This is a genomic window from Pseudomonas sp. WS 5027 (assembly GCF_012985695.1).
Classification (GTDB): Bacteria; Pseudomonadota; Gammaproteobacteria; order Pseudomonadales; family Pseudomonadaceae; genus Aquipseudomonas; species Aquipseudomonas hygromyciniae.
In genome coordinates, this window is record NZ_JAAQWU010000009.1 from 113130 (window position 1) to 135456 (window position 22327).

18 protein-coding genes and 1 other RNA gene are annotated in these 22327 nt (G+C 60.8%); 4 read left to right on the forward strand and 15 right to left on the reverse strand.

Features of this window, described 5'->3' with window-relative positions; genetic code table 11:
• Nucleotides 1–2: 2 nt before the first annotated feature.
• The 10 genes from murD to rsmI all read right to left on the reverse strand — a co-directional run bounded on the left by murD (nucleotide 3) and on the right by rsmI (nucleotide 10371).
• Entirely contained in the window at nucleotides 3–1349 is a 1347-nt protein-coding gene (murD, locus tag HBO09_RS13330; protein WP_169994578.1) for a UDP-N-acetylmuramoyl-L-alanine--D-glutamate ligase, read from the reverse strand.
• Between the two features lie 6 nt (nucleotides 1350–1355).
• Nucleotides 1356–2438 (reverse strand): phospho-N-acetylmuramoyl-pentapeptide-transferase, encoded by a 1083-nt coding sequence (gene mraY / locus HBO09_RS13335; RefSeq protein ID WP_029297824.1) that lies wholly within the window; start codon nucleotides 2436–2438, stop codon nucleotides 1356–1358.
• Nucleotides 2438–3808 (reverse strand): UDP-N-acetylmuramoyl-tripeptide--D-alanyl-D-alanine ligase, encoded by a 1371-nt coding sequence (gene murF, locus HBO09_RS13340; protein ID WP_169994580.1) that lies wholly within the window; start codon nucleotides 3806–3808, stop codon nucleotides 2438–2440. Before murF ends, mraY begins: the two co-directional genes overlap by 1 nt.
• On the reverse strand, nucleotides 3801–5264 hold the full coding sequence (locus HBO09_RS13345) for a UDP-N-acetylmuramoyl-L-alanyl-D-glutamate--2,6-diaminopimelate ligase (RefSeq protein ID WP_169994582.1): 1464 nt from the start codon (nucleotides 5262–5264) through the stop codon (nucleotides 3801–3803). Before HBO09_RS13345 ends, murF begins: the two co-directional genes overlap by 8 nt.
• Nucleotides 5264–7006 (reverse strand): penicillin-binding protein 2, encoded by a 1743-nt coding sequence (locus tag HBO09_RS13350; protein WP_169994711.1) that lies wholly within the window; start codon nucleotides 7004–7006, stop codon nucleotides 5264–5266. The genes HBO09_RS13345 and HBO09_RS13350 overlap by 1 nt, the downstream gene beginning before the upstream one ends.
• The gene (gene ftsL / locus HBO09_RS13355; protein ID WP_029297818.1) at nucleotides 7006–7299 is read right to left on the reverse strand and encodes a cell division protein FtsL; all 294 of its coding nucleotides are present in this window, start codon (nucleotides 7297–7299) and stop codon (nucleotides 7006–7008) included. The genes HBO09_RS13350 and ftsL overlap by 1 nt, the downstream gene beginning before the upstream one ends.
• On the reverse strand, nucleotides 7296–8237 hold the full coding sequence (gene rsmH / locus HBO09_RS13360; protein ID WP_092238453.1) for a 16S rRNA (cytosine(1402)-N(4))-methyltransferase RsmH: 942 nt from the start codon (nucleotides 8235–8237) through the stop codon (nucleotides 7296–7298). The genes ftsL and rsmH overlap by 4 nt, the downstream gene beginning before the upstream one ends.
• 2 nt (nucleotides 8238–8239) lie before the next feature.
• On the reverse strand, nucleotides 8240–8695 hold the full coding sequence (mraZ, locus tag HBO09_RS13365) for a division/cell wall cluster transcriptional repressor MraZ (RefSeq protein ID WP_003171868.1): 456 nt from the start codon (nucleotides 8693–8695) through the stop codon (nucleotides 8240–8242).
• A 354-nt stretch (nucleotides 8696–9049) separates the two neighbouring features.
• Nucleotides 9050–9403: RNase P RNA component class A (gene rnpB / locus HBO09_RS13370), an RNA gene on the reverse strand.
• A gap of 95 nt (nucleotides 9404–9498) precedes the next feature.
• A complete protein-coding gene (gene rsmI, locus HBO09_RS13375; RefSeq protein ID WP_169994585.1) occupies nucleotides 9499–10371 on the reverse strand; it encodes a 16S rRNA (cytidine(1402)-2'-O)-methyltransferase in 873 nt (290 codons plus the stop codon).
• Nucleotides 10372–10590: 219 nt separating this feature from the next.
• On the opposite strand from rsmI, the gene HBO09_RS13380 reads away from it, so the two are divergent.
• The 4 genes from HBO09_RS13380 to HBO09_RS13395 all read left to right on the forward strand — a co-directional run bounded on the left by HBO09_RS13380 (nucleotide 10591) and on the right by HBO09_RS13395 (nucleotide 14049).
• Complete coding sequence (locus HBO09_RS13380) at nucleotides 10591–12402, forward strand: penicillin-binding protein activator (protein ID WP_169994587.1); 1812 nt, start codon at nucleotides 10591–10593, stop codon at nucleotides 12400–12402.
• Nucleotides 12402–12773 carry a YraN family protein gene (locus HBO09_RS13385; RefSeq protein WP_029297812.1) on the forward strand — a complete coding sequence of 124 codons (372 nt, stop codon included), beginning with the start codon at nucleotides 12402–12404 and terminating at the stop codon, nucleotides 12771–12773. Before HBO09_RS13380 ends, HBO09_RS13385 begins: the two co-directional genes overlap by 1 nt.
• A gap of 104 nt (nucleotides 12774–12877) precedes the next feature.
• Nucleotides 12878–13471, forward strand: coding sequence for a phosphoheptose isomerase (locus HBO09_RS13390; protein WP_003171862.1), 594 nt, complete (start codon nucleotides 12878–12880; stop codon nucleotides 13469–13471).
• Nucleotides 13468–14049, forward strand: coding sequence for a BON domain-containing protein (locus HBO09_RS13395; protein ID WP_169994589.1), 582 nt, complete (start codon nucleotides 13468–13470; stop codon nucleotides 14047–14049). Before HBO09_RS13390 ends, HBO09_RS13395 begins: the two co-directional genes overlap by 4 nt.
• A 69-nt stretch (nucleotides 14050–14118) precedes the next feature.
• Here HBO09_RS13395 and HBO09_RS13400 read toward each other — a convergent pair whose 3' ends face one another.
• The 5 genes from HBO09_RS13400 to HBO09_RS13420 all read right to left on the reverse strand — a co-directional run bounded on the left by HBO09_RS13400 (nucleotide 14119) and on the right by HBO09_RS13420 (nucleotide 22326).
• Nucleotides 14119–14880 carry an OmpA family protein gene (locus tag HBO09_RS13400; protein ID WP_029297808.1) on the reverse strand — a complete coding sequence of 254 codons (762 nt, stop codon included), beginning with the start codon at nucleotides 14878–14880 and terminating at the stop codon, nucleotides 14119–14121.
• 166 nt (nucleotides 14881–15046) lie between these two features.
• Complete coding sequence (locus HBO09_RS13405; RefSeq protein ID WP_169994591.1) at nucleotides 15047–15691, reverse strand: MBL fold metallo-hydrolase; 645 nt, start codon at nucleotides 15689–15691, stop codon at nucleotides 15047–15049.
• Between the two features lie 12 nt (nucleotides 15692–15703).
• The gene (locus tag HBO09_RS13410) at nucleotides 15704–17893 is read right to left on the reverse strand and encodes an OsmC domain/YcaO domain-containing protein (RefSeq protein WP_169994593.1); all 2190 of its coding nucleotides are present in this window, start codon (nucleotides 17891–17893) and stop codon (nucleotides 15704–15706) included.
• Nucleotides 17894–17965: 72 nt separating this feature from the next.
• Entirely contained in the window at nucleotides 17966–20704 is a 2739-nt protein-coding gene (locus tag HBO09_RS13415) for a LuxR C-terminal-related transcriptional regulator (protein WP_169994596.1), read from the reverse strand.
• 257 nt (nucleotides 20705–20961) lie between these two features.
• Nucleotides 20962–22326, reverse strand: coding sequence for a DUF1329 domain-containing protein (locus tag HBO09_RS13420; protein ID WP_169994599.1), 1365 nt, complete (start codon nucleotides 22324–22326; stop codon nucleotides 20962–20964).
• Nucleotide 22327 lies beyond the last annotated feature (1 nt).

Sequence of the window (22327 nt, forward strand, 5' to 3'; positions counted from 1 at the left end):
ACTCATGCCAAGCCCTCCACGGCACGGGCGAACAACTGGCCGCGCTCTTCGTAGTTCTTGAACATGTCGAAACTGGCGCACGCCGGCGACAGCAGCACGGCATCGCCGGGCTGGGCCAGGGCACGGCATTGGGCGATGGCGTCGTCCAGGGAGGTGGCGCGCACTTGTGGCACAGCGTCACCCAGGGCGGCGGCGATCAAGTCGCTGTCACGGCCCATCAACACCACAGCGCGGCAATGGGCAGCCACCGGACCCTTGAGGTCCTTGAAGTCGGCACCTTTGCCATCGCCACCGGCGATCAGGACCAGCTTGCCTTCGATATCGGCGCCCAGGCCTTCAATGGCGGCCAGTGCCGCACCGACATTGGTGGCCTTGGAATCGTTGTAGTAGCTCACGCCATCCAGGTCGCGCACCCACTGGCAGCGGTGTTCAAGGCCGGCAAAGGTGCGCAGGCTCGACAGCATCGCGTCGAACGGCAAGCCGACCGCATGCCCCAACGCCAAGGCCGCCAGGGCATTGGACTGGTTATGGGCGCCACGGATCTTCAGTTCACGTACCGGCATCAGGTTCTGGAATTCGAAGGCCAGGTATTTCTCGCCATTCTCTTCACGGATACCAAAGGCCTTGAAGTCGGGTTTGCTCAGGCCGAAGGTCCAGCATGGCAGGCCTTCGCCCATCAACGGACGGCTCAAGGCATCCTGGCGATTGACCACCACTTGCCGCGCACCCCGGAAGATCCGGTGCTTGGCCAGGTGATAAGCCGGCAGGCCGCTGTAGCGGTCCATATGGTCTTCGCTGACGTTCAACACGGTGGCCACTTCGGCGCCGAGGTGATCGGTGGTCTCCAGCTGGAAGCTCGACAGCTCCATGACGTACAGCTCGATATCGTCGCTGAGCAAATCCAGCGCCGGCGTACCGAGGTTACCGCCCACGGCCACGCGCTTGCCGGCCGCAGCCGCCATTTCGCCGACCAGGGTGGTGACGGTGCTCTTGGCGTTGGAGCCGCTGATCGCCACGATGGGCGCCTTGGCGTTACGCGCAAACAGCTCGATATCCCCAGACAACTTCACCCCACGCGCCGCTGCCGCTTGCAGGGCCGGGGTCGCCAGGGCCAGGCCGGGGCTCACGTAGAGCTCGTCGGCACGGCACAGAAACTCGACATCCAACTCGCCACAACGCACTTCCACGTGCGGGTAGTCACGGCGCAGCGTGACCAGCTCCGGTGGATTTTCCCGCGTATCGGCCACGGCAAACGACGTGCCCCGGTTCGCCAGGAAGCGAACCAGGGACATGCCGCTCTTGCCGAGGCCGACAACGATGCGGAAGTGGTCTGAAGCGATCAGGGACACTCGTTTCTACCTCAGTTTCAGGGTGGCAAGGCCAACCAGCACAAGAATCACGGTGATGATCCAGAAACGGACGATCACCCGAGGTTCCGGCCAGCCCTTGAGTTCAAAGTGGTGATGAATCGGCGCCATGCGAAACACACGGCGGCCAGTCAACTTGAAGGACGCAACCTGGATTACCACCGACAGGGTCTCCATCACGAACACACCGCCCATGATGAACAGGACGATTTCCTGGCGCACGATCACGGCGATAGTGCCCAGGGCCGCGCCCAGCGCCAGGGCGCCGACGTCGCCCATGAACACTTGAGCCGGATAGGTGTTGAACCACAAAAAGCCCAGGCCGGCACCGATCAGCGCGCCGCAGAACACAATCAATTCACCGGCGCCGGGTACATAAGGGATCAGCAGGTATTCGGCGAACTTCACGTTACCCGACAGGTAGCAGAAGATGCCCAGGGCGCCGCCCACCATCACTGTCGGCATGATCGCCAGGCCATCGAGGCCATCGGTCAGGTTGACCGCGTTGCTGGAGCCGACGATCACAAAATAGGTCAGCACCACGAAGCCAATGCCCAACGGGATGCTGGCATCCTTGAGCATCGGGAAAATCAGGGTGGTTTCCACCGCGCTTGGCGCCGTCATATAAAGGAAGATCGCCGCGCCCAGGCCGAACACCGACTGCCAGAAGTATTTCCAGCGACTTGGCAGGCCCTTGGAGTTCTTCTCGATCACCTTGCGATAATCATCGACCCAGCCGATGGCGCCGAACAGCAGGGTTACCAGCAACACCACCCACACATAGCGGTTGGCCAGGTCGGCCCAGAGCAAGGTGCTGATGCCGATGGACGACAGGATCAACGCGCCGCCCATGGTCGGTGTGCCGGACTTGGACAAGTGCGACTGCGGGCCGTCATTGCGCACAGACTGGCCGATCTGCAGGTTTTGCAGAGTACGGATCATCCATGGCCCGAGAAACAGCGACAAACACAGCGCGGTCAGCACACCCAGGATCCCGCGCAGGGTCAGGTACTGAAAGACCGCGAAGCCTTTGTGGAACTGTTGCAGATACTCAGCCAGCAGCAGCAGCATTAATGTTTCTCCGTACTTGAGCCACACAAGGCCGCGACGACGTTTTCCATCACCGCGCTGCGCGATCCCTTGATCAAAATGGTTGTGTGTTTGTCTTGTTCGGCCATACCCAGCGCCTGGATCAATTCAGCCTGGGTCGCGAAATGCCGCGCGCCTGCACCGAATGCGGCGACAGCGTGGGCCATGTTCGGGCCGACGGCGTAGAGCGCGTCGACTTTACCGCCGGCATAAGCACCGACTTCACGATGGGACTGTTCGGCCCAGTCGCCCAGTTCGGCGATATCGCCCAGCACCAGGACCTTGCGACCGTCGAAGCCTTTGAGCAGGTCAATGGCCGCGCAGACCGAGGACTGGTTGGCGTTGTAAGTGTCATCAATCACGCGCATGCCGTTGGTCGCCAGTTGCGCCACGGTGCGGCCCTTGACCGGCTGCACGGCGCCAAGGCCGGTGGCGATGCCAAACAGCGACACGCCCAGGGCGTAGGCGGCAGCCGCAGCGGCCAAGGCGTTGGCAACGTTATGGTTGCCCAGCAGGTTCAATTGCACATGCTCGTTACCTTGCGGGCTGTGCAAGGTGAAAGCCGGGCAGCCACGGGCATCGAGCGTGATGTTCGAGGCATGGAAATCAGCAGCAGCGTTGTGCACGGCGAAGCTCAGGACCTTGCGCCCGGCGGCGCGTACACGCCAGGTTTCGAAGGCTTTGTCATCGAGGTTCAGGACTGCAGTGCCGGAAGCATCCAGGCCCTCAAGGATTTCACCCTTGGCCTGGACGATCTTCTCGGGGCCGCCAAACTCGCCAACATGGGCGGTACCGGCGTTGTTGATAATGGCGACGTGCGGCCGGGTCATGGCCACGGTGTAGGCAATTTCGCCAATGCGCGACGCGCCCAACTCAATGACCGCCGCCGTGTGTTCCGGGGCCAGTTCGAGCAGAGTCAGCGGTGCGCCAAAATCGTTGTTGAGGTTGCCACGGGTGGCAAGCACCGGCCCGCGCGTGCGCAGGATGCCGGCGAGCAATTCCTTGACCGTGGTTTTGCCACTAGAACCTGTGATCGCCGCAACCGGGTTGGTAAACGCTGCGCGGTTAAGGGCTCCCAGTTGGCCAAGGGCCAGGCGGGTGTCAGCCACCAGCAACTGCGGCAGTGTCGAGTCAGCGACTTCACGTTGTACCAAGGCGCCGACGGCACCTTTGGCAGCCACCTCATTCAAATAGTCATGCCCGTCGAAACGCGGGCCGGCCAAGGCGACAAACAGTTGCCCCGGCTTGATGTTGCGACTGTCGATGCTGACGCCGTCAAAGCTGCAATCGCTCGACAACACACGGGCCGCCAGGGCCTGGGTCAGCTCGCTGAATTTCATGGCCTTAAGCATGGGCAGCCTCCCACGCAGTCAAGGCGTGATCGGCCTCGACCAGATCGGAAAAAGCGTGGCGCTCGCCGTTGATTTCCTGATAGTCCTCATGGCCTTTACCGGCCAGGACCACCACGTCGTCTGCGCTGGCGCTGGCGATCAACTGGGCAATGGCTGCACCGCGACCGGCAACAAAAGTCACTTGGGAGGCGTCTTTGAAGCCTGCACGAATATCATCGAAAATCTGGCTCGGTGCTTCGCTGCGCGGGTTGTCGTCGGTGACCAGCACGCCATCGGCCAAGCGCTCGACGATCTCGGCCATCAGCGGGCGTTTGCCGCGATCACGGTCGCCGCCGCAGCCGAACAGGCACAGCAACTTGCCCTTGGCGTGAGGGCGCAGGGCTTCGAGCACTTTTTCCAGGGCATCGGGGGTGTGGGCGTAATCGACCACCACCAGCGGTTGCGTCCCGCCGCCCAGGCGCTGCATACGCCCGGCAGGGCCTTCGAGCTTGGGCAGTACGCGCAGGATTTCGTCCAGGGCGTAATCCAGACCCAGCAAGGCGCCGATAGCGGCGAGGACGTTGCTCAGGTTGAAGCGCCCCAGCAGTGTGCTGCGCAAATGGTGTTCGCCCTGGGGCGTGACCAGCGTTGCGAGCACGCCTTCATCATTGAACTGTGCTTCACGGCAATACAGGTAGGCGCTGGAATCTTCCAGGCTGTAGCTGATCAGGCGCGCTTCGCTTTTTTCTGCGGCCAGTTGGCGACCGAATGCATCGTCCAGGTTCACCACCCGGCACTTCAGGTCGGTCCAGGCGAACAGCTTGGCCTTGGCGGCAGCGTAGGCCTCCATGCTGCCGTGGTAGTCCAGGTGGTCGCGGGACAGGTTGGTCATCACCGCCACGTCGAACGCCAGCGCGGTCACCCGGCCCTGATCCAGGCCGTGGGACGAGACTTCCATGGCGACGGCCTTGGCCCCGGCCTTTTTCAGGTCGGCCAGGGTCGCCTGCACGGCAATCGGGTTCGGTGTGGTATGCAGGCCGCTTTGCAGCGCGCCATAGAAACCGGTGCCCAGGGTACCGACGATGCCACAGTGCTGACCCAGCAGGTCCAGCGCCTGGGCCACCAGTTGGGTGACGCTGGTCTTGCCGTTGGTGCCGGTGACGCCAATCAGGTTGAGCTGGCGGCTCGGGTCGCCATAAAAACGCCCGGCGATATCCGACAACTGCGCTGCCAGGCCCTTGACCGGAATCAACGGCACATCGGTAATTGGCAATACAGTGGCGCCTTCGACTTCATAAGCCACCGCCGCCGCGCCGCGCTGCAAGGCGTCGGCGATATGGGCACGGCCATCGAACTTGCCACCCGGTACGGCCAAGAACAGGTCGCCGGCACGTACGTTGCGGCTGTCCAGGCTCAGTTCGCGAATCAACAGATCGCGGCCAGCGTGGGCGAAAATCTTGTTCAGGCTAAGAGACATCAGCCGCGCCCTCCATTGGCTTTTACAGCAGCGGCCGGTGGTCCGGCGTTGGCTTGTTGGGTCGGCGGCAGGTTGTCCGGCGTGATGTTCATCAAACGCAGGGTGCCGGACATGACTTTGCTGAATACGGGTGCCGAGACCAGGCCACCGAAGTAGCCAGCCTTGCTTGGTTCATCGATGACGACAACGATGGCGTAGCGCGGATCGCTCATCGGACCGAAGCCAGCGAACAGCGAACGGTAGGAGTTTTCCGCGTAGCCCTTGGTGCCCACAGAAGTCTTACGCGCAGTACCGGACTTGCCGGCCACGTGATAGGCCGGGACCTGGGCACGAAACACACCACGTGGCGCCTCGATCACTTGTTGCAGCATGGTCTGCATGGTCTTGGCGACGTTTTCCGGGATGACTTGTTCGGATTTCGGCGCTTCGTCGACGTGGATCAGGCTCAACGGGGTCATGCGGCCATTGTTGGCCAGCACGGAAAAGGCGTGGGCCAGTTGGATCGCGGTCACCGACAGGCCATAGCCGTAGGACAGGGTCGCCGTCTCGGCCTTGCGCCATTCACGGTAGTTGGGCAGGTTGCCGACGCGCTCGCCCGGGAAATCCAGGCCCGTGGGCTGACCCAGGCCGATCTTCTGTGCCAGGTGGTAGATGGTCTCGCCGCCGATATCAAAGGCGACTTTACTCATGCCGACGTTACTGGAGTTGATCAGGATGCCGGTCAGATCCAGCACCGGGCCTTCGCTACGGGATACGTCGCGGATGGTGTATTTGCCCAACTGCAGGGTGCCTGGATACACCTCGACCTTGTCGGTCGGCTTCCAGCGCCCGGACTCCAGGGCGGCACTCATGGAGATGGCTTTCATGGTCGAACCCGGCTCGAACACGTCGATCATCGCGCGGTTGCGCATCATCGCCGGTTGCAGGTTGCGACGGTTGTTCGGGTTGTAGGTCGGCTGGTTGACCATCGCGAGGATCTCGCCGGTCTTCACGTCCATGATCACCAGGCTGCCGGCCTTGGCGCCGTTCTCGATGATGGCGTTGCGCAGTTCGCGGTTGGCCAGGTATTGCAGACGCAGGTCAATCGACAACGCCAAGGGCTTACCGGCCTTGGCGTTTTTGGTGACCTGGACATCCTTGATCAGTCTGCCGCGACGATCCTTGATGACCTGTCGTTTGCCGGGAACCCCGGCCAGCCATTCGTCGTAGGCAAGTTCCACCCCTTCGCGGCCATGGTCATCAATGTCGGTGAAGCCAACCATATGGGCGGTGGTCTCGCCGGCCGGATAGAAACGGCGGAATTCCTCGATGCCATAGACACCGGGGATTTTCAGGTCGAGCACGCCTTGCCCCTGTTCCGGGGTGAGGCCGCGAACCAGGTAGATGAATTCTTTATTGGCCTGGGCTTCAAGGCGTTCCTTGAGAGCCTTGGGATCCTGGCCGAGGGCATGGGCCAGCTCGGTCCATTTGTCCTTGGCGACTTGCAGCTCCTTGGCGTTGGCCCACAGGGTGGTGACCGGGGTACTGACAGCCAGGGGTTCACCGTTACGGTCGGTGATCAGGCCGCGGTGCGCAGGAATCGGGATATGCCGCAGGCTACGAGCATCGCCCTGGCCGATCAGGAAGTCGCGATCCACCACTTGCAGGTCAATGATGCGCCAGGCAATCGCGCCCACCATCAATGCGAGCAAGCCCAGCACGACGCGGAAGCGCCACGGGTAGAGAGCGCCTTCAAGTTTCATCATGGCGCCACCATGCGGACTTCTGCTGCGCCAGGAATATGCATCTTCAGTTGCTCAGCGGCGAGTACTTCGATGCGGCTGTGGGCCGTCCAGGTGCTCTGCTCCAGGATCAAGCGACCCCATTCCGCCTGCGCCTTGTCGCGCACGCTCAATTCGCCGTACAGGCTATTGAGCAGCTGACGATTCCAGTGGGCGCTGTAGGACACCGCTATCGCGGACACCAGCACGCCGACATACAACAGCATCATAAAGAAGCTGCCGCCCGGAAGGGGCTTGGCGAAAAGCTTGCTCACCGCAGCTTCTCCGCAACGCGCATGACGGCGCTGCGAGCACGTGGGTTGGCCTTGAGTTCAGCTTCGGAAGCGAACTGCGCTTTGCCATGGATTTTGATTTTCGGCACAAAGGCTTCGAAACGTACCGGCAGATTGCGCGGCAGGTTATCGGTTTCGCCCTTGACCAGACGACGCATGAACAGTTTGACGATGCGGTCTTCCAGGGAGTGGAAGCTGATCACTACGAGACGACCGCCCACTTCCAGGGACTCCAGGGCAGCCTCAAGGCCAGCCTCCAGGTCACCCAGTTCGTTGTTGACGTGAATGCGCAGGCCCTGAAACGCACGGGTTGCCGGGTTCTTACCCTTTTCCCACGCTGGGTTGGCGACTTTCAGCACTTCAGCCAGGTCGGCAGTGCGTTCGAACGGCTGGATTTCCCGGCGCTCGACCACGGCACGGGCCATGCGACCGGCGAAACGCTCTTCGCCGTATTCCTTGAATACGCGGGTGATTTCTTCGTGGGGCGCGGTGGCGATGAACTGCGCGGCGCTGATGCCACGGCTCGGGTCCATGCGCATGTCCAGCGGGCCGTCGTTCATGAAGCTGAAGCCGCGCTCAGGGTCGTCCAGCTGCGGCGAAGACACGCCCAGGTCCAGCAAAACCCCGGCCACCTTGCCCGCCATGCCACGCTCGGCAACTTCCGCGCCCAGCTCGGCAAAGCTGCGCTGCACAACGACAAAGCGGCCGTCTTCGGCCGCTAGCGCTTGCCCGGTGGCAATCGCCTGGGGATCCTTGTCGAACCCGAGGAGTTTGCCCTCCGGGCCGAGCTGGCTGAGGATCAACCGACTGTGCCCCCCGCGCCCGAACGTGCCATCCAGATAGCAGCCATCAGGGCGCACGGCGAGAGCCTCGACGGCTTCGTCAAGCAGCACGGTGATGTGGTTAAAGCCGCTATCAATAGTCACAGGATCAAATCACGCAGTTCATCAGGCATGGCGCCCGGTTGTTGAATAGCAGCCAGGTCAGCTGCAGAAACAGCATCCCAGGCATCTTCGTCCCACAATTGGAACTTGTTCAGTTGGCCTACCAGCATCGCGCGCTTATCGAGCTTGGCGTATTCGCGCAGACGCGGTGGAACCAGGAAACGACCACTGCCATCGAGTTCGAGGTCGACGGCATTGCCAATCAGCAAACGTTGCAGACGGCGGTTTTCTTCACGTAACGAAGGCAGAGCGCGCAATTTGGTTTCAATCAACTCCCACTCATCGAGGGGGTAAACACACAAACATGGATCAACGGCATCAATCGTGATGATTAACTGGCCTGAACTTCGCGAAATGAGCTCGTCACGATACCGGCTCGGCATGGCGAGACGGCCTTTTGCATCGAGACTTATAGCGTTAGCTCCGCGAAACACAGATGCGTTTCTCCAAATTTTAGCGTTTTACGTTAAAAAAACCCACTTTGTGCCACTTTCCGCCACTTGCGCACACTATAGGAATGCGCCCACCACACCGTCAAGGCGCGGATTAAAGGAAAAGCCTTACAGAACGGAGATTTAGGAGCGTAAAAGGAGGAGAAACGAGAGTTCAGCGATGTTTTTGACTCAACAACCCCAAATAGCTCAGAGAGCTAGAGCCTGAACTTAAAGTAATTTATTAAGAGTAAGATTTTTTCGGTATTACGAAGACGCATCTGCCAATGATTTGGCAGGGAGGGATTCTTGCGTTACTACCTGGTTTCTGCCCGAGACTCGTGCAGAAGGAAAAAGGTGGAGAGTCGATCTATAAGCCGGGTTCTGTCTTGAACAGTCATTCGTCTACGATGGCCATCACTGGACATCTTTAGCAACCTACCCGGTTCCAGCGCGGGCCACGCCTTGGAACCCTATTTGGTCTTGCTCCAAGTGGGGTTTACCTAGCCACGAACTGTTGCCAGTCGTGCGGTGCGCTCTTACCGCACCTTTTCACCCTTACCGGCACCGAAGTGCTTAGGCGGTTATTTTCTGTGGCACTTTCCGTAGGCTCACGCCCCCCAGGCATTACCTGGCACTTCGCCCTATGGAGCCCGGACTTTCCTCCCCCCCCTAATTTTCATAGAGGGCAGCGACTGTCCAATCGACTCTCCGCGGCGAAGGTTAACGGCACGGCGGTCTTAGAACAAGTATTAAAAGACAGCATTGCCATCATGTTCCGACGTCGTGCACGTTAAACCCAGGAACTATTCGTTCTTTTGCTTATCAAGCGCGGCCTGATACAACACATTCTTGCGCACTCCGGTTATTTCCGCCGCCAGGGCCGCCGCACGCTTGAGCGGCATCTCCTTGAGCAGCAGATCCAGCACGCGCATGGCCTCGCTGCCCACGGCGTCTTCGCTTTGCGGTGCAGTCCAACCCGCGACCAATACGACGCACTCGCCACGCTGCTGATTGCTGTCACCCTCGACAAAGGCGCGCAACTCCTCCAGCGGCAGACCCTTGAGGGTTTCAAAGGTCTTGGTCAGCTCCCGCGCCAGCAACGCCAGACGCTCACCACCAAAAACCAGCTCCATGTCTTGCAGGCATTCAAGGATACGGTGCGGTGCTTCGTAGAAGATCAGGGTGCGCGGCTCTTCCTTCAACAACTCCAGGCGCGCCCGCCGCCCAACGGCCTTGGCCGGCAGGAAACCTTCGAAGATAAAGCGGTCGGACGGCAGGCCTGCCGCCGACAACGCCGCAATCAGCGCGCACGCCCCGGGAACCGGTACTACATTGATACCAGCGGCACGCGCCTGGCGCACCAGATGGTAGCCAGGGTCGGAGATCAGCGGCGTACCGGCGTCGGAAATCAACGCCACGTCGTCGCCCGCGAGCAGGCGGGTGATAAAGCGGCTGCCTTCTTCACGCTCGTTATGTTCATGACAGGCGGCCAATGGCGTGGCAATACCAAAATGCTGCATCAGGCGCTGGGAGTGCCGGGTGTCTTCCGCCGCAATCAACTTGGCCTCACGCAACACTTTCAGCGCCCGCGCACTGATGTCGTCCAGGTTGCCAATGGGCGTCGCCACCACAAAAAGCGAGCCAGCAGTGGAATTCAAAGGACCTGGAGCAGTCAAAGCGCACACCTCGAAGATTGGCAAAAGCCATATTGTAGCGCGTAGACGTCAAGAAAATGCGCCAACGAGGTCGCGTCCAGAGGGTCTGTTTGCAGTGGTTACCGACGCCCTGCAACATTTAAACGATCTAAATAGACGGTTTCACGCCACTAACATCGCGCCCCGGCCAGTGCTTGGGTACAATTCCACGCTAATTTGATCGGTATCAGGAACACTTACATGATCGCTTGCCTGCGGCTGTTCTCTGCCCTTTGCCTGGCTGCCCTGTTGGCGGCTTGCGCAAGCTCGCCCTCGTCAAGCCTTGGCGAACTCCCACGGACCCCGGATGCCACCATCGAGCAACTGCTCGAACAGGCGACTTCGGCCAAGACCCCGGAAAAAGCTGCACTGCTGCGCCTGAGCGCGGCAGACATGGCCTTTCATCAGAATAATCCCGGCCGCTCTGCGCAGATCCTCGCGCAAGTGCCACTGGACAGCCTCAAGCCGGCCGCCCAGGTCTTTGCCAGCACCCTTACGGCAGAACTGGCCATGACCCGCAACCAGCCGAAGGCTGCGTTGACGGCACTTGACCATCCAAGCCTGCAAAACCTCAAGCAATTGCCGCCAGAGCAACAGATCCGCACCGGCACCGTGCATGCTCGCGCCTATGAAGCCGACGGCCAGACCCTGGCTGCCGCTCGTGAACGCGTGGCCATGGCGCCGCTGCTCACCGGCGATGCCGCTGCCAGCAACCACGAAGCCATCTGGAGCCTGATTGCCGCCGTGCCTGGCGAGCAGTTGCAAGCCAGCGGCAACCCGACCCTCGACGGCTGGATCAGCCTGGCCCAGGCCGTGAAAAACGCCGGCACCCTGGAGCAGCAACAAGCTGCCATCGACACCTGGCGCGCGCAGAACCCTGCGCACCCGGCGGCGGTACAACTGCCGATGCAGTTGACCAAGCTCAAGGAACTGGCCAGCCAGCCACTGAATAAAATCGCCCTGCTGCTGCCACAACAAGGCCCGCTGGCCAGCGTGGCCAAGGCCCTGCGCGAAGGTTTCATGGCTGCCCACTACCAGGCGCAACAGGCCGGGCAGAAGCCGCCGGTCATCGAGGTCTATGACAGCTCGCGCGTCAGCTCCATCGATGAGTTCTACAAACAGGCCCAGGCTGACGGTGTGCAATTGGTTGTCGGCCCATTGGAAAAGCCGCTGGTCAAGCAACTCAGCGCCCGCCCGCAATTGCCTATCACCACCCTGGCCCTGAACTACAGCGAAGGCGATCAAGGCTCGGCCCAACTGTTCCAGTTTGGCCTGGCGGCCGAAGACGAAGCCCGTGAAGTGTCGCGCCGCGCCCGTGCCGACGGCCTGCACCGCGCCGCTGCCATGGTGCCCAAAGGCGAATGGGGCGAGCGCGTGTTCAGGGCATTCCGCCAGGACTGGGAAGCCAATGGCGGCACCCTGATCGGCGTCGAGTATGTCGACCAGCCTGTGGCCCTGGCCCAGCAGATCGCCGACCTGTTCAAGCTGCGTCAGAGCGAAGGTCGCGCCAAGAGCCTGCAAAGCACGGTTGGCGCTGACGTCGCGGCACAGCCATCGCGTCGCCAGGACATCGAGTTCATCTTCCTCGCCGTGACACCGCAACAGGCCCAGCAGATCAAGCCGACGCTGAACTTCCAGTACGCGGGTGATGTACCGGTGTACGCCACGTCCCACGTGTTTAGCGCCAGCGGCGACAAGAACCAGTACAACGACATGAACGGCATCATGTTCTGCGAGACGCCGTGGCTGCTCAACACCACCGACCCGCTGCGCAACCAGGTCACTGCACAATGGCCACAAGCCAATGGCAGCCTGGGCCGCCTGTATGCGATGGGTGTTGATGCCTACCGTCTGGCACCGCGCCTGGGCCAACTCAAGGCGCTGCCTGATACCCGTATCGATGGTCTTTCCGGCAACCTGGGCATGAGCCCGAGCCAACGTATCGAACGCCAGATGCCGTGGGCCAAGTTTGTCAGTGGCCAGGTCGAACGCCTGCCCGATACCCCGCGCTGATGCCACCACGCTCCAGCGCACAAAGCGGCAAGGATGCCGAACAACAAGCACTTGAACACTTGCAACAACAGGGTCTGCGCCTGCTGGCGCAGAACTGGTTGTGTAAACGCGGCGAGCTTGATCTGGTCATGCTTGACGGCGATACAGTAGTATTTGTCGAAGTCCGCTACAGAAAATACGCACAATGGGGTGGCGCGCTCGCCAGTATCGACGAGCGCAAACGCCAAAAGCTGATACTCGCCGCGCAGTTTTTCCTGCTCAGTGAACGTCGCTGGGCTGACTCCCCCTGCCGTTTCGATGTGGTTGCCATAGAAAGCACCGCCCACGGAACCGCTGATCTGAACTGGCTGCGCAACGCCTTCGATGGTTGAGCGCCAGCGGTACGGATCGGACATCTTCACCGCACACTTTTGCTCTTTGCTTTGCGGGCTGCACATTCGTGTGCCATATAGCCGCGCTACTTAAGGTCACACAGATGGACATGCAATCCCGAATTCGCCAGCTTTTCCAGGCCAGTATCGATACCAAGCAACAGGCGATGGACGTACTTGCACCGCACATCGAGCAAGCCAGCCAGGTCATGGTCAACGCCCTGCTCAACGAAGGCAAAATGCTTTCGTGCGGCAACGGTGGGTCGGCCGGCGACGCCCAGCACTTCTCTTCGGAGCTGCTCAACCGCTTTGAGCGCGAGCGCCCGAGCCTGCCGGCTATCGCCCTGACCACCGACTCGTCGACGATCACCTCGATCGCCAACGACTACAGCTACAACGAAATCTTCTCCAAACAAATCCGTGCCCTCGGCCAACCGGGGGATGTGCTGCTGGCTATTTCAACCAGCGGCAACTCGGCGAACATTATTCAAGCGATCCAGGCCGCACATGATCGCGAAATGATTGTCGTAGCATTGACTGGGCGCGACGGCGGCGGCATGGCCTCGCTGCTATTGCCCGAAGACGTGGAAATCCGCGTCCCGGCCAATGTCACTGCACGTATTCAGGAAGTCCATCTGCTGACGATCCACTGCCTGTGCGATCTGATCGACAGCCAACTGTTCGGGAGTGAAGAATGACCGTTAACCGCCTCAGCCTTATGGCCATCACGCTGTGCCTCGCTATCAGCGGCTGCACCTCGGCCATTACTGCGACCCGCGACACACCGATCCAGGACGACCGGGGCACACGCACCTTTGGCAGCAAGATCGATGATTCGCTGATCGAGACCAAGGTCGGCGTCAACGTAGCCAAGGCCGCTACCGATCTGGGCAACGGCGCATCGCGCATTGTCGTGACCAGCTTCAACGGCATCGTGCTGCTCGCCGGGCAAACCCCGCGCGCCGACCTCAAGACCCAGGCCGAACAAGCCGCCTCGACCGTACAACGGGTCAAGAAGGTCCACAACGAATTGCAGGTCGCACAACCCATCACCCTGCTGGCAATCAGCAACGATGCGGTGCTGACCACCAAGATCAAGGCGCAGATGCTGACCGACAGCGCGATTCCCGGCTCCCGGATCAAGGTCGTGACTGACAACGGCATCGTTTACCTGATGGGCCTGTTGACCCAACAGGAAGCCACCCGCGCGACCAACCTGGTCCAGGGTGTGTCCGGAGTACAGAAAATCGTGAAGCTGTTCGAATACATCGACTGATCTAATCACCCAGCCACAAAAAAGGGCGCCGTGCATTGACTGCACCGCGCCCTTTTTATTGGCGGGTTGTTACTGGTACTGCTGGTATGGATTGCCCTGGAACTGGTTGTTCTGCTGCTGTTGCTGCGCAGGTTGGCCATACTGCTGGCCAGGGATCGGGCCGAGATTGACCTCTACGCGACGGTTCTGAGCGCGACCATTGACGTCGGCGTTGCTGGCAATCGGGTTATCCGGGCCGGCACCACGAGTGGTCAAGTTGGTTGGGCTGACACCTTGGGAGGTCAGGTAATTGGCCACGCTTTGCGCACGACGCTGGGACAGGTCCATATTCAGCTGGCGACTGCCGGTGCTGTCGGTGTAGCCGACGATCTGGATGGTGTTCTGGTTAAACTGCTTGAGCGAACCGGCCAGGTTATTCAGTGGGGTATAGAAGCTGCTGGCAATAGCATCGGAGTTGGTGGCGAACGTGATGTTACCCGGCATGATCAACTTGATCTGATCACCCTGGCGTTGCACCTCGACGCCGGTATTGGCCATGCTTTCGCGCAGTTTCTTTTCCTGCTGGTCAGCGTAATAGCCATAACCTGCAGCACCGATACCCGCCACCGCTGCGCCGATCAGCGCACCCTTGCCACGGTTGTTATGGTCAATGGCCGCACCAGCCAGCGCCCCCGCCAGCGCGCCGAGGCCGCCGTACTTGGCGGTTTTGCTCATGCCTTGTGAACCGTTGTCCGCCTGTCCCTGGCTGCCATCGTAAGGATTAGGGGAAGCACAGCCCGACAATAGGGCTACCGCGGTAGCAACAACAAGCAGACGACGCGAAGTGAACATGAAGGAAGCTCCTACTTTTGCATTCTGTGATGCAGAGGACATTGGCAATGGACCTGTGCCGAGTTTGGAACGCGACAAACGGCAAAAATTCCATGACCGGCCTCTGTCCTGTAACAAAAGATGGAGGCCAGTGCACTTACCTAAACCCTAGCAGAGCCTCGCCCTATCAGGCCCTGACAAAGGGATTCTCGCGCATTTCATCCCCCAGGCGTGTATCCGGGCCATGCCCCGTCACCACGGTCGCATCCTCATCCAAGGTATACAGGCGCTGCTGGATCGAGCGCACGATGGTTGCCTGGTCGCCACCCCACAAATCCGTACGCCCTACCCCGCGCCGGAACAGGGTGTCCCCGGCGATCAGCAGCTTGGCATCGGCAAACCAGAAGCTCATGGAGCCCGGCGTATGCCCAGGCGTGTGCAAGGCCACCCCGCAGCCACAGGCCAACTCTTCATCATCGGCCAGCCAACGATCCGGCGCCGGCACCGGGGTGTAAGGCACACCGAACATCTGGCACTGCATTTCCAGGTTATCCCACAGGAACTGATCTTCCTTGTGCAGGTGCAGCGTGGCGCCGGTCTTTTCTTTTAACTGGCCGGAAGCCAGGAAGTGATCCAGGTGCGCATGGGTGTGAATGATGCTCACCACTTTCAAGCCCAGCGCGTCGAGCCGCGCCAGGATCAATTCATGGTTGCCACCCGGATCGACCACGATAGCCTTCTTGCTGATCGGGTCACCGATGATCGTGCAGTTGCACTGCAACGGGCCGACAGGAAAGGTTTCGCGAATCAGTCGGGGAGTTGTGGCGTGCATAAGGAATACCTTCTAGCTATTGGCCCGTGCGGCGTGCAGTTTTTTGTAGCTGTCGATCAACCGCAGGTGCCGGTCCAGGCCTTCGAGCTTCATGCTGGTCGGGGTCAAGCCATGGAACCGCACACTGCCCTCCACGGAACCGATGGCGGCATCCATGCGCTCGTTGCCAAACATTCGGCGGAAGTTGGCCTCGTAGTCTGCCAATTCCAGGTCCTCGTCCAGTTGCATCTCCAGCACCGCATTCACCGCCTGGTAGAACAGGCCGCGTTCGACGGTGTTGTCGTTGTATTGCAGGAACATCTCCACCGCCTCTTTCGCCTCTTCATACTGCTGCAAGGCGAGATAGATCAGCAGCTTCAACTCCAGGATGGTCAACTGGCCCCAGGCGGTGTTGTCGTCGAACTCGATGCCGATCAGGGTGGTGATATCGGTGTAGTCGTCCAGTTCGCTTTCCACCAGGCGCTCGACCAGCGCTTGCAAGCCGTCTTCATCCAGGCTGTGCAAGTTCAGGATATCGGCGCGGAAGAACAGCGCCTTGTTGGTGTTATCCCAGATCAGGTCGTCAACCGGATAGATTTCCGAATAGTCCGGCACCAGGATGCGGCAGGCCTTGGCGCCGATATGCTCGTAGACCGCCATATAGACCTGCTTGCCCATGCCTTCGAGAATGCCGAACAACGTGGCAGCCTCTTCGGCGTTGGAGTCTTCGCCCTGGCCGGAGAAGTCCCATTCCACGAACTCGTAGTCGGACTTGGCACTGAAGAAGCGCCACGACACCACGCCGCTGGAATCAATGAAGTGTTCAACAAAGTTGTTCGGCTCGGTGACCGCATGCCCTTCGAAGGTCGGCTGCGGCAAGTCGTTCAGGCCTTCGAAACTGCGGCCCTGGAGCAACTCGGTCAAGCTGCGCTCCAGCGCCACTTCCAGGCTTGGGTGGGCACCGAACGAGGCAAACACGCCCCCGGTGCGCGGGTTCATCAGGGTGACGCACATCACCGGGAATTCGCCGCCCAGGGAGGCATCCTTGACCAGCACCGGGAATCCCTGCTCTTCAAGGGCCTGGATACCGGCGAGGATGCCCGGGTATTTGGCCAGCACATGGGCCGGGACATCCGGCAGGGCGAATTCGCCTTCAATGATTTCGCGTTTGACCGCGCGCTCGAAGATCTCCGACAGGCACTGCACCTGGGCTTCGGCCAGGGTGTTACCGGCACTCATGCCGTTGCTCAGGTACAGGTTTTCGATCAGGTTGGAGGGGAAATACACCACCTCGCCGTCCGACTGACGCACGAAAGGCAACGAGACGATGCCACGCTCTTCATTGCCAGAGTTGGTATCGATCAGGTGCGAGCCACGCAATTCGCCATCGCGGTTGTAGATCTTCAGGCAGTACTCGTCGAGGATCTCAGGCGGCAGCGCATCTTTGCGGCCCGGCTTGAACCAGCGCTCATCCGGGTAATGCACAAACGCCGCGTTGGCGATGTCTTCGCCCCAGAACTGATCGTTGTAGAAAAAGTTGCAGTTCAGGCGCTCGATAAACTCGCCCAGGGCCGACGCCAGTGCGCCTTCCTTGGTCGCGCCCTTGCCGTTGGTAAAGCACATCGGCGAATGGGCATCGCGGATATGCAGCGACCAGACATTGGGCACGATATTGCGCCACGAGGCGATTTCAATCTTCATGCCCAGGCCGGCCAGAATCGCCGACATGTTGGCAATGGTCTGCTCCAGCGGCAGGTCCTTGCCCGCGATATAGGTGCCCGCTTCTGAAGCAGAAGCCGGCATCAACAATGCCTGGGCGTCGGCGTCGAGGTTTTCCACCTCTTCGATGACAAATTCAGGTCCGGCCTGCACCACCTTCTTGACCGTGCAGCGGTCAATGGAGCGCAGGATGCCTTGGCGATCCTTATCGGAAATATCCGCGGGCAACTCGACCTGGATCTTGAAGATCTGGTTGTAGCGGTTTTCCGGGTCGACAATGTTGTTCTGCGACAGGCGGATGTTGTCCGTGGGGATATTGCGCGTGCTGCAGTACAACTTCACAAAGTAAGCCGCGCACAACGCCGACGAAGCCAGGAAGTAGTCGAACGGACCGGGGGCCGAGCCATCGCCCTTGTAGCGAATCGGCTGGTCGGCCACCACGGTGAAGTCATCGAACTTGGCTTCAAGCCGGAGGTTGTCGAGAAAATTGACCTTGATTTCCATGCGGGATTACCAGAATAGCGGAGCAAACGAATTGGCCGCCATTATCCGGCTTTTGCGGCGCAAGTCTCCCCCTTACCCTAACAACCCCATCTCCTGCGCCCGCGCGACCGCCTGGGTGCGGCGCTCGACTCCCAGTTTGCTGTTGATATGACTGGCGTGGGTCTTGACGGTGTGCAGCGAGATAAACAGCTGGTTACTGATTTCCTGGTTGGAGCAGCCTTGGGCGATCAACTGCAGCACCGCCAGCTCTCGGGCGCTCAAGGTTTCGCTGGAATGGCTGGTTTCGACCGGCTCGCGCGGAGCAACCGCCGGCAGCAGGGCCCACAGGCTTTGCCGCAGCAGGTCATTCGGCGCCTGGCCCAGTTGCTCGCGCACCCAGTCGGGATAACGCTCCAACAGGCGCTGGAAGGGTTGCAACGCGCCGCCGCTCGCCACTTGCACGGCCCGGGCAAAAACCGGTCGGGCTGACGCTGCCTGGCCGTCATCCAGCAACAACAGCACGTGCTGGTTCAGGGCCATCACCGCGATCATCTGCTGGCCCTTGCCTTCAGCTTGCCGGGCGAGCGCATCGAGCCGACGCAGGGCGCTGTCGGAGTGACCACGAATGGCCTCCAGGGCCGCCTGTTGCAACTCGATATGTTGCGGCAGATGTGGATGAAACTCAGGGGCGGCGGCGGCCTGGTCGCCGTTATAGGTTTGCCCCAAGCGCACCAGCCAGGCATCGGCCAGGTCGGTACGTCCCTGGGCCAACCACAACTCGCATTTGATCAGGGTAATCATGGCCAGGTAGTAAATCGGCGGCACATCCCAGATATGCATCAGCCGCTCGGCTTCGGCCAGTTCGGCAAAGGCCTTGGGGAAGTCGCCACGGCGCCCCTCAAGATTGGCGATGACACAGTGGCCGATCAATACGCTGATATCCCGGCAGGCGCGGGCCTCGGCCAGCCCTGCGCGCAGGCGCAACAAGCCGGCTTCGGGCTGGCACCGCATCAACAACAGGAACCCTTCGTATAGCGATAGGCGCGCGCGCACCGCATACAGACGCTGGGATGCCAGGCCTTGCAAGCGTTGCAGACCCTCACGCACTTCCTCCAGGGAACGCAGGATTTCCCCGCGTGCCTGCAGCACCCGCGCCCGGTCGTAATGGGCCAAGGCCTCGAACAGCGGGTTGCCGACGCGTTGCGCCAGCTCCAGGGATTCGCGATTCAAGCCCCGCGCGCGCCACAGGTCAGCGTCGACGATGGCCAGGTTCGACAAGGTCGACAGGCACATCAAGCGCTGGCCATAACGCTTGTGCGGCAGGCTTTCCAGGGCTTCGCTGCAATACAGCTGGGTCAGTTCGCGATTGCCGCGCCCCCGGGCAATGATGCCGCTGAGGGCCAGCCATTGAGCGAGCATCGACTTCTGTGCCGTGGCGGACGGTGCCGGCAGGAAGCGGCTGAGATGGCTGGACAATTCTTCTGCGGCGTCCAACTGGCAGGCCAGCCCCAGCGCCCAGCTGTAGAGCACGATCAGGCGTGGCGTGCTGATCAACAGGCTATCGGGCAAGTCCATCTTCCAGCGCAGGAGCATGCCGACGTTCTGTTCGGCCAGCAGTTGCTCTTCGGACAGGTTCTGCACCAGGTTCGCCGCGACATCCAGATGCCCGGCGCGCAGGGCCTGTTCCACGGCCTCATCGAGCAAGCCCTGGGCATTGAACCAGCGACAAGCGCGCAAGTGCAGGCTGGCGGCCGGCAGCATCGCGTTCGGTGAGCGCCGGGTGCGCAGCAAATCGGAAAACAGGTGGTGATAGCGGTACCAGTGGCCCTGCTCGTCCAGCGGTACCAGGAATACCTGGTGGGCTTGCAGGTAACGCAGGATCTCCGCACTGTCATGGGCCTCGCGCACGGCGTCGCACAGCTCGCTGCAAAAACGCTCCTGGGACGCGGTGTCATAGAGGAAGGCCTGGACCTCTGGCGGCAGACAGTCGATTACCTCTTCCAGTAGATAGTCACGGATCAGCCCTTCCCCACCATGCAGGCCTTGGGGCAAGTCGGCCTCGCTGCCGGCTTCGGAGGCCGCCAGCAACCAAAAACGCAGGCCGGCAACCCAGCCTTCGCTGCGGCGGATCAGGTTGTCCAGCGCCTCACCGCGCAACGAACTGCTATGGCGGTCGAGCAAGGCCAGGGATTCATCGTTGGTCAGGCGCAGGTCCTGTTCGTGCAACTCCAGCAAGTGCCGGGACAAACGCAGCCGCGCCAGATGCCAATCGGGACGCTGGCGGCTGGTGACCAGCACCAACAGGCCATCGGGTAAATGGTTGAGAAAAAACTGCAGGCAGCGATCCAGCACCGGGCCCTGGGCCAGGTGGTAGTCATCCAGCACCAGTAACAAGGGCGCGCGCGTGGAAAGGCAGACGGTCAGTTCGTCGAGCAAGCCATCTAGCCACTCTTCAAAGGCAAAGGGCTGATGGCGCTGGCGCATTTTCAACAGGCCCAGGGCCTGGTTGCCTACCTGCGGGAAATACTGTTGCAGACCTTCCAGCAGACGCTCAAGAAAACGTCCCGGATCACTGTCCCGCGAACTGAGGCCCAGCCACAGACTTTGCCAGTGATCGGGCAGGCTTTGGCAAAACTCCACCGCCAGCGAGCTCTTGCCAAACCCGGCTGGCGCACTGACCAGCAGCAAACGGCCATCCAGGCCCGCGCTCAAACGCTCGCACAGGCGCGGGCGCAGCACATAGCCATCAGGCAGCGGGGGTCGATAGAAGCGCCCTTCCAGCGTGGGGATTACCGCACTGGCAGGCCCTTGAATAGGGGACAGATCAGTCATCGCCGGGCTCTTGTAGTAGGCTGTGGTCGGCATTGCAGATGTCCGCAGACTAGCGTTAAAAGCCGTCGCTTTGTAGATCTTTGCAACATTTGTCTGAAAAAGACTACAACAAGAAATAACCAGCGATGTTCAGGGCCCCCAAACAAATGTGGGAGCTGGCTTGCCTGCGATAGCATCGCCTCGGTATGTCAGATAGACCGAGGTGATGCCATCGCTGGCAAGCCAGCTCCCACAGGTGCGGACGTGTTTACCGCTGGTTAGCGAACACCCTCTTGGCGCAGGGCCGCCGGGGTGAAGTCTTTGGTGGTGGCAGTGAAGCCGAAGTCATAGGCCTTTTTCTCTTCGTTCTTCATGCCCAGTGCCAGGTAGCGGCCGGACTGCAGGTCGTAGAGGGTTTCGAGGGCGTACCACGGCACTTGCTTGTCGTAGTAGTTCTCGCCATGGGCTTCGGCCACGCGCCACAGTTGGCCACGACCGTCGTAATGGTCGATCACGGCCGCTTGCCAGGTGTCTTCGTCGATATAGAAGTCACGTTTGGCGTAGATATGACGCTGGCCTTCCTTCAGGGTCGCGACCACGTGCCAGACGCGGCGCAGTTCATAGCGTGCCAGGTCCTGGTTGATGTGGCCGGCCTTGATGATGTCGGCGTACTTGAGCTTCGGATCGTCGAGCTTGTAGCTGTTGGAAGCGATGTAGATTTCCTTCTTGCCTTCCAGCTTCCAGTCGTAACGATCCGGCGCACCGTTGTACATGTCGAGGTTGTCGGAGGTACGCAGGCCATCGGCAGCGGTACCCGGCCCGTCATAGGACACTTGCGGCGCACGACGCACACGGCGCTGACCGGCGTTGTAGACCCACGCCGCACGCGGCTCCTTCACCTGGTCCAGAGTCTCGTGTACCAGCAATACACCACCGGCCAGACGCGCCGGTGCAGTCACTTGCTGCTTGAAGTAGAACAGGATGTTGCCCGGGTTGGCCGGATCGTAGTCCTTCATCTTGTCGCGGAACACGAACTGATCCTGGAAGTACACCAGGCTGTACGAGCCGTTGGCCTGCGGCGTGGCCTGGGTCACCAGACGCGTCACGCTGCCGCCGCGATAGCGGGTGATGTGGTTCCAGATCACCTCGACCCCGGTTTTCGGGATCGGGAACGGAATCGCGGTCTCGAAATTTTCCAGGCCGTTACCGCCACCTACCAGGTTGGTATTGGTGGCGTTTTTCTTGATGGAGGCGAACACTTCCGCAGGCACAGTGGCGCCGCGATGGGTGGTGTACACCGGCATCTTGAAGGTTTCGGGGTAGCGCTTGAACATCGCGTACTGCCCCGGCGCCAGCTTGTCTTTGTACTGCTCGACGTTCTGCGCGGTGATGGTGAACTGTGGCTGTTCGCTGGCATACGGGTTGGCCAGGAAGCCCTTGGCATCCACGGCGCCGGCGTTGGTTGGCAGGGGTTTCCAGGCCGGGATAGTGCCGGCGGCGTTGCCGGCCATTTCCGCGCCCATCGGGGTCAGCGTGGTGCCCAGCTTGGCGGCTTCATCCGCCGAGACAGCCGCCATGACGCTGCTGGCCATGATCGACAGTCCCAGCACGCCCACGTGCAACAGACTTTTGGTTATTTTCATG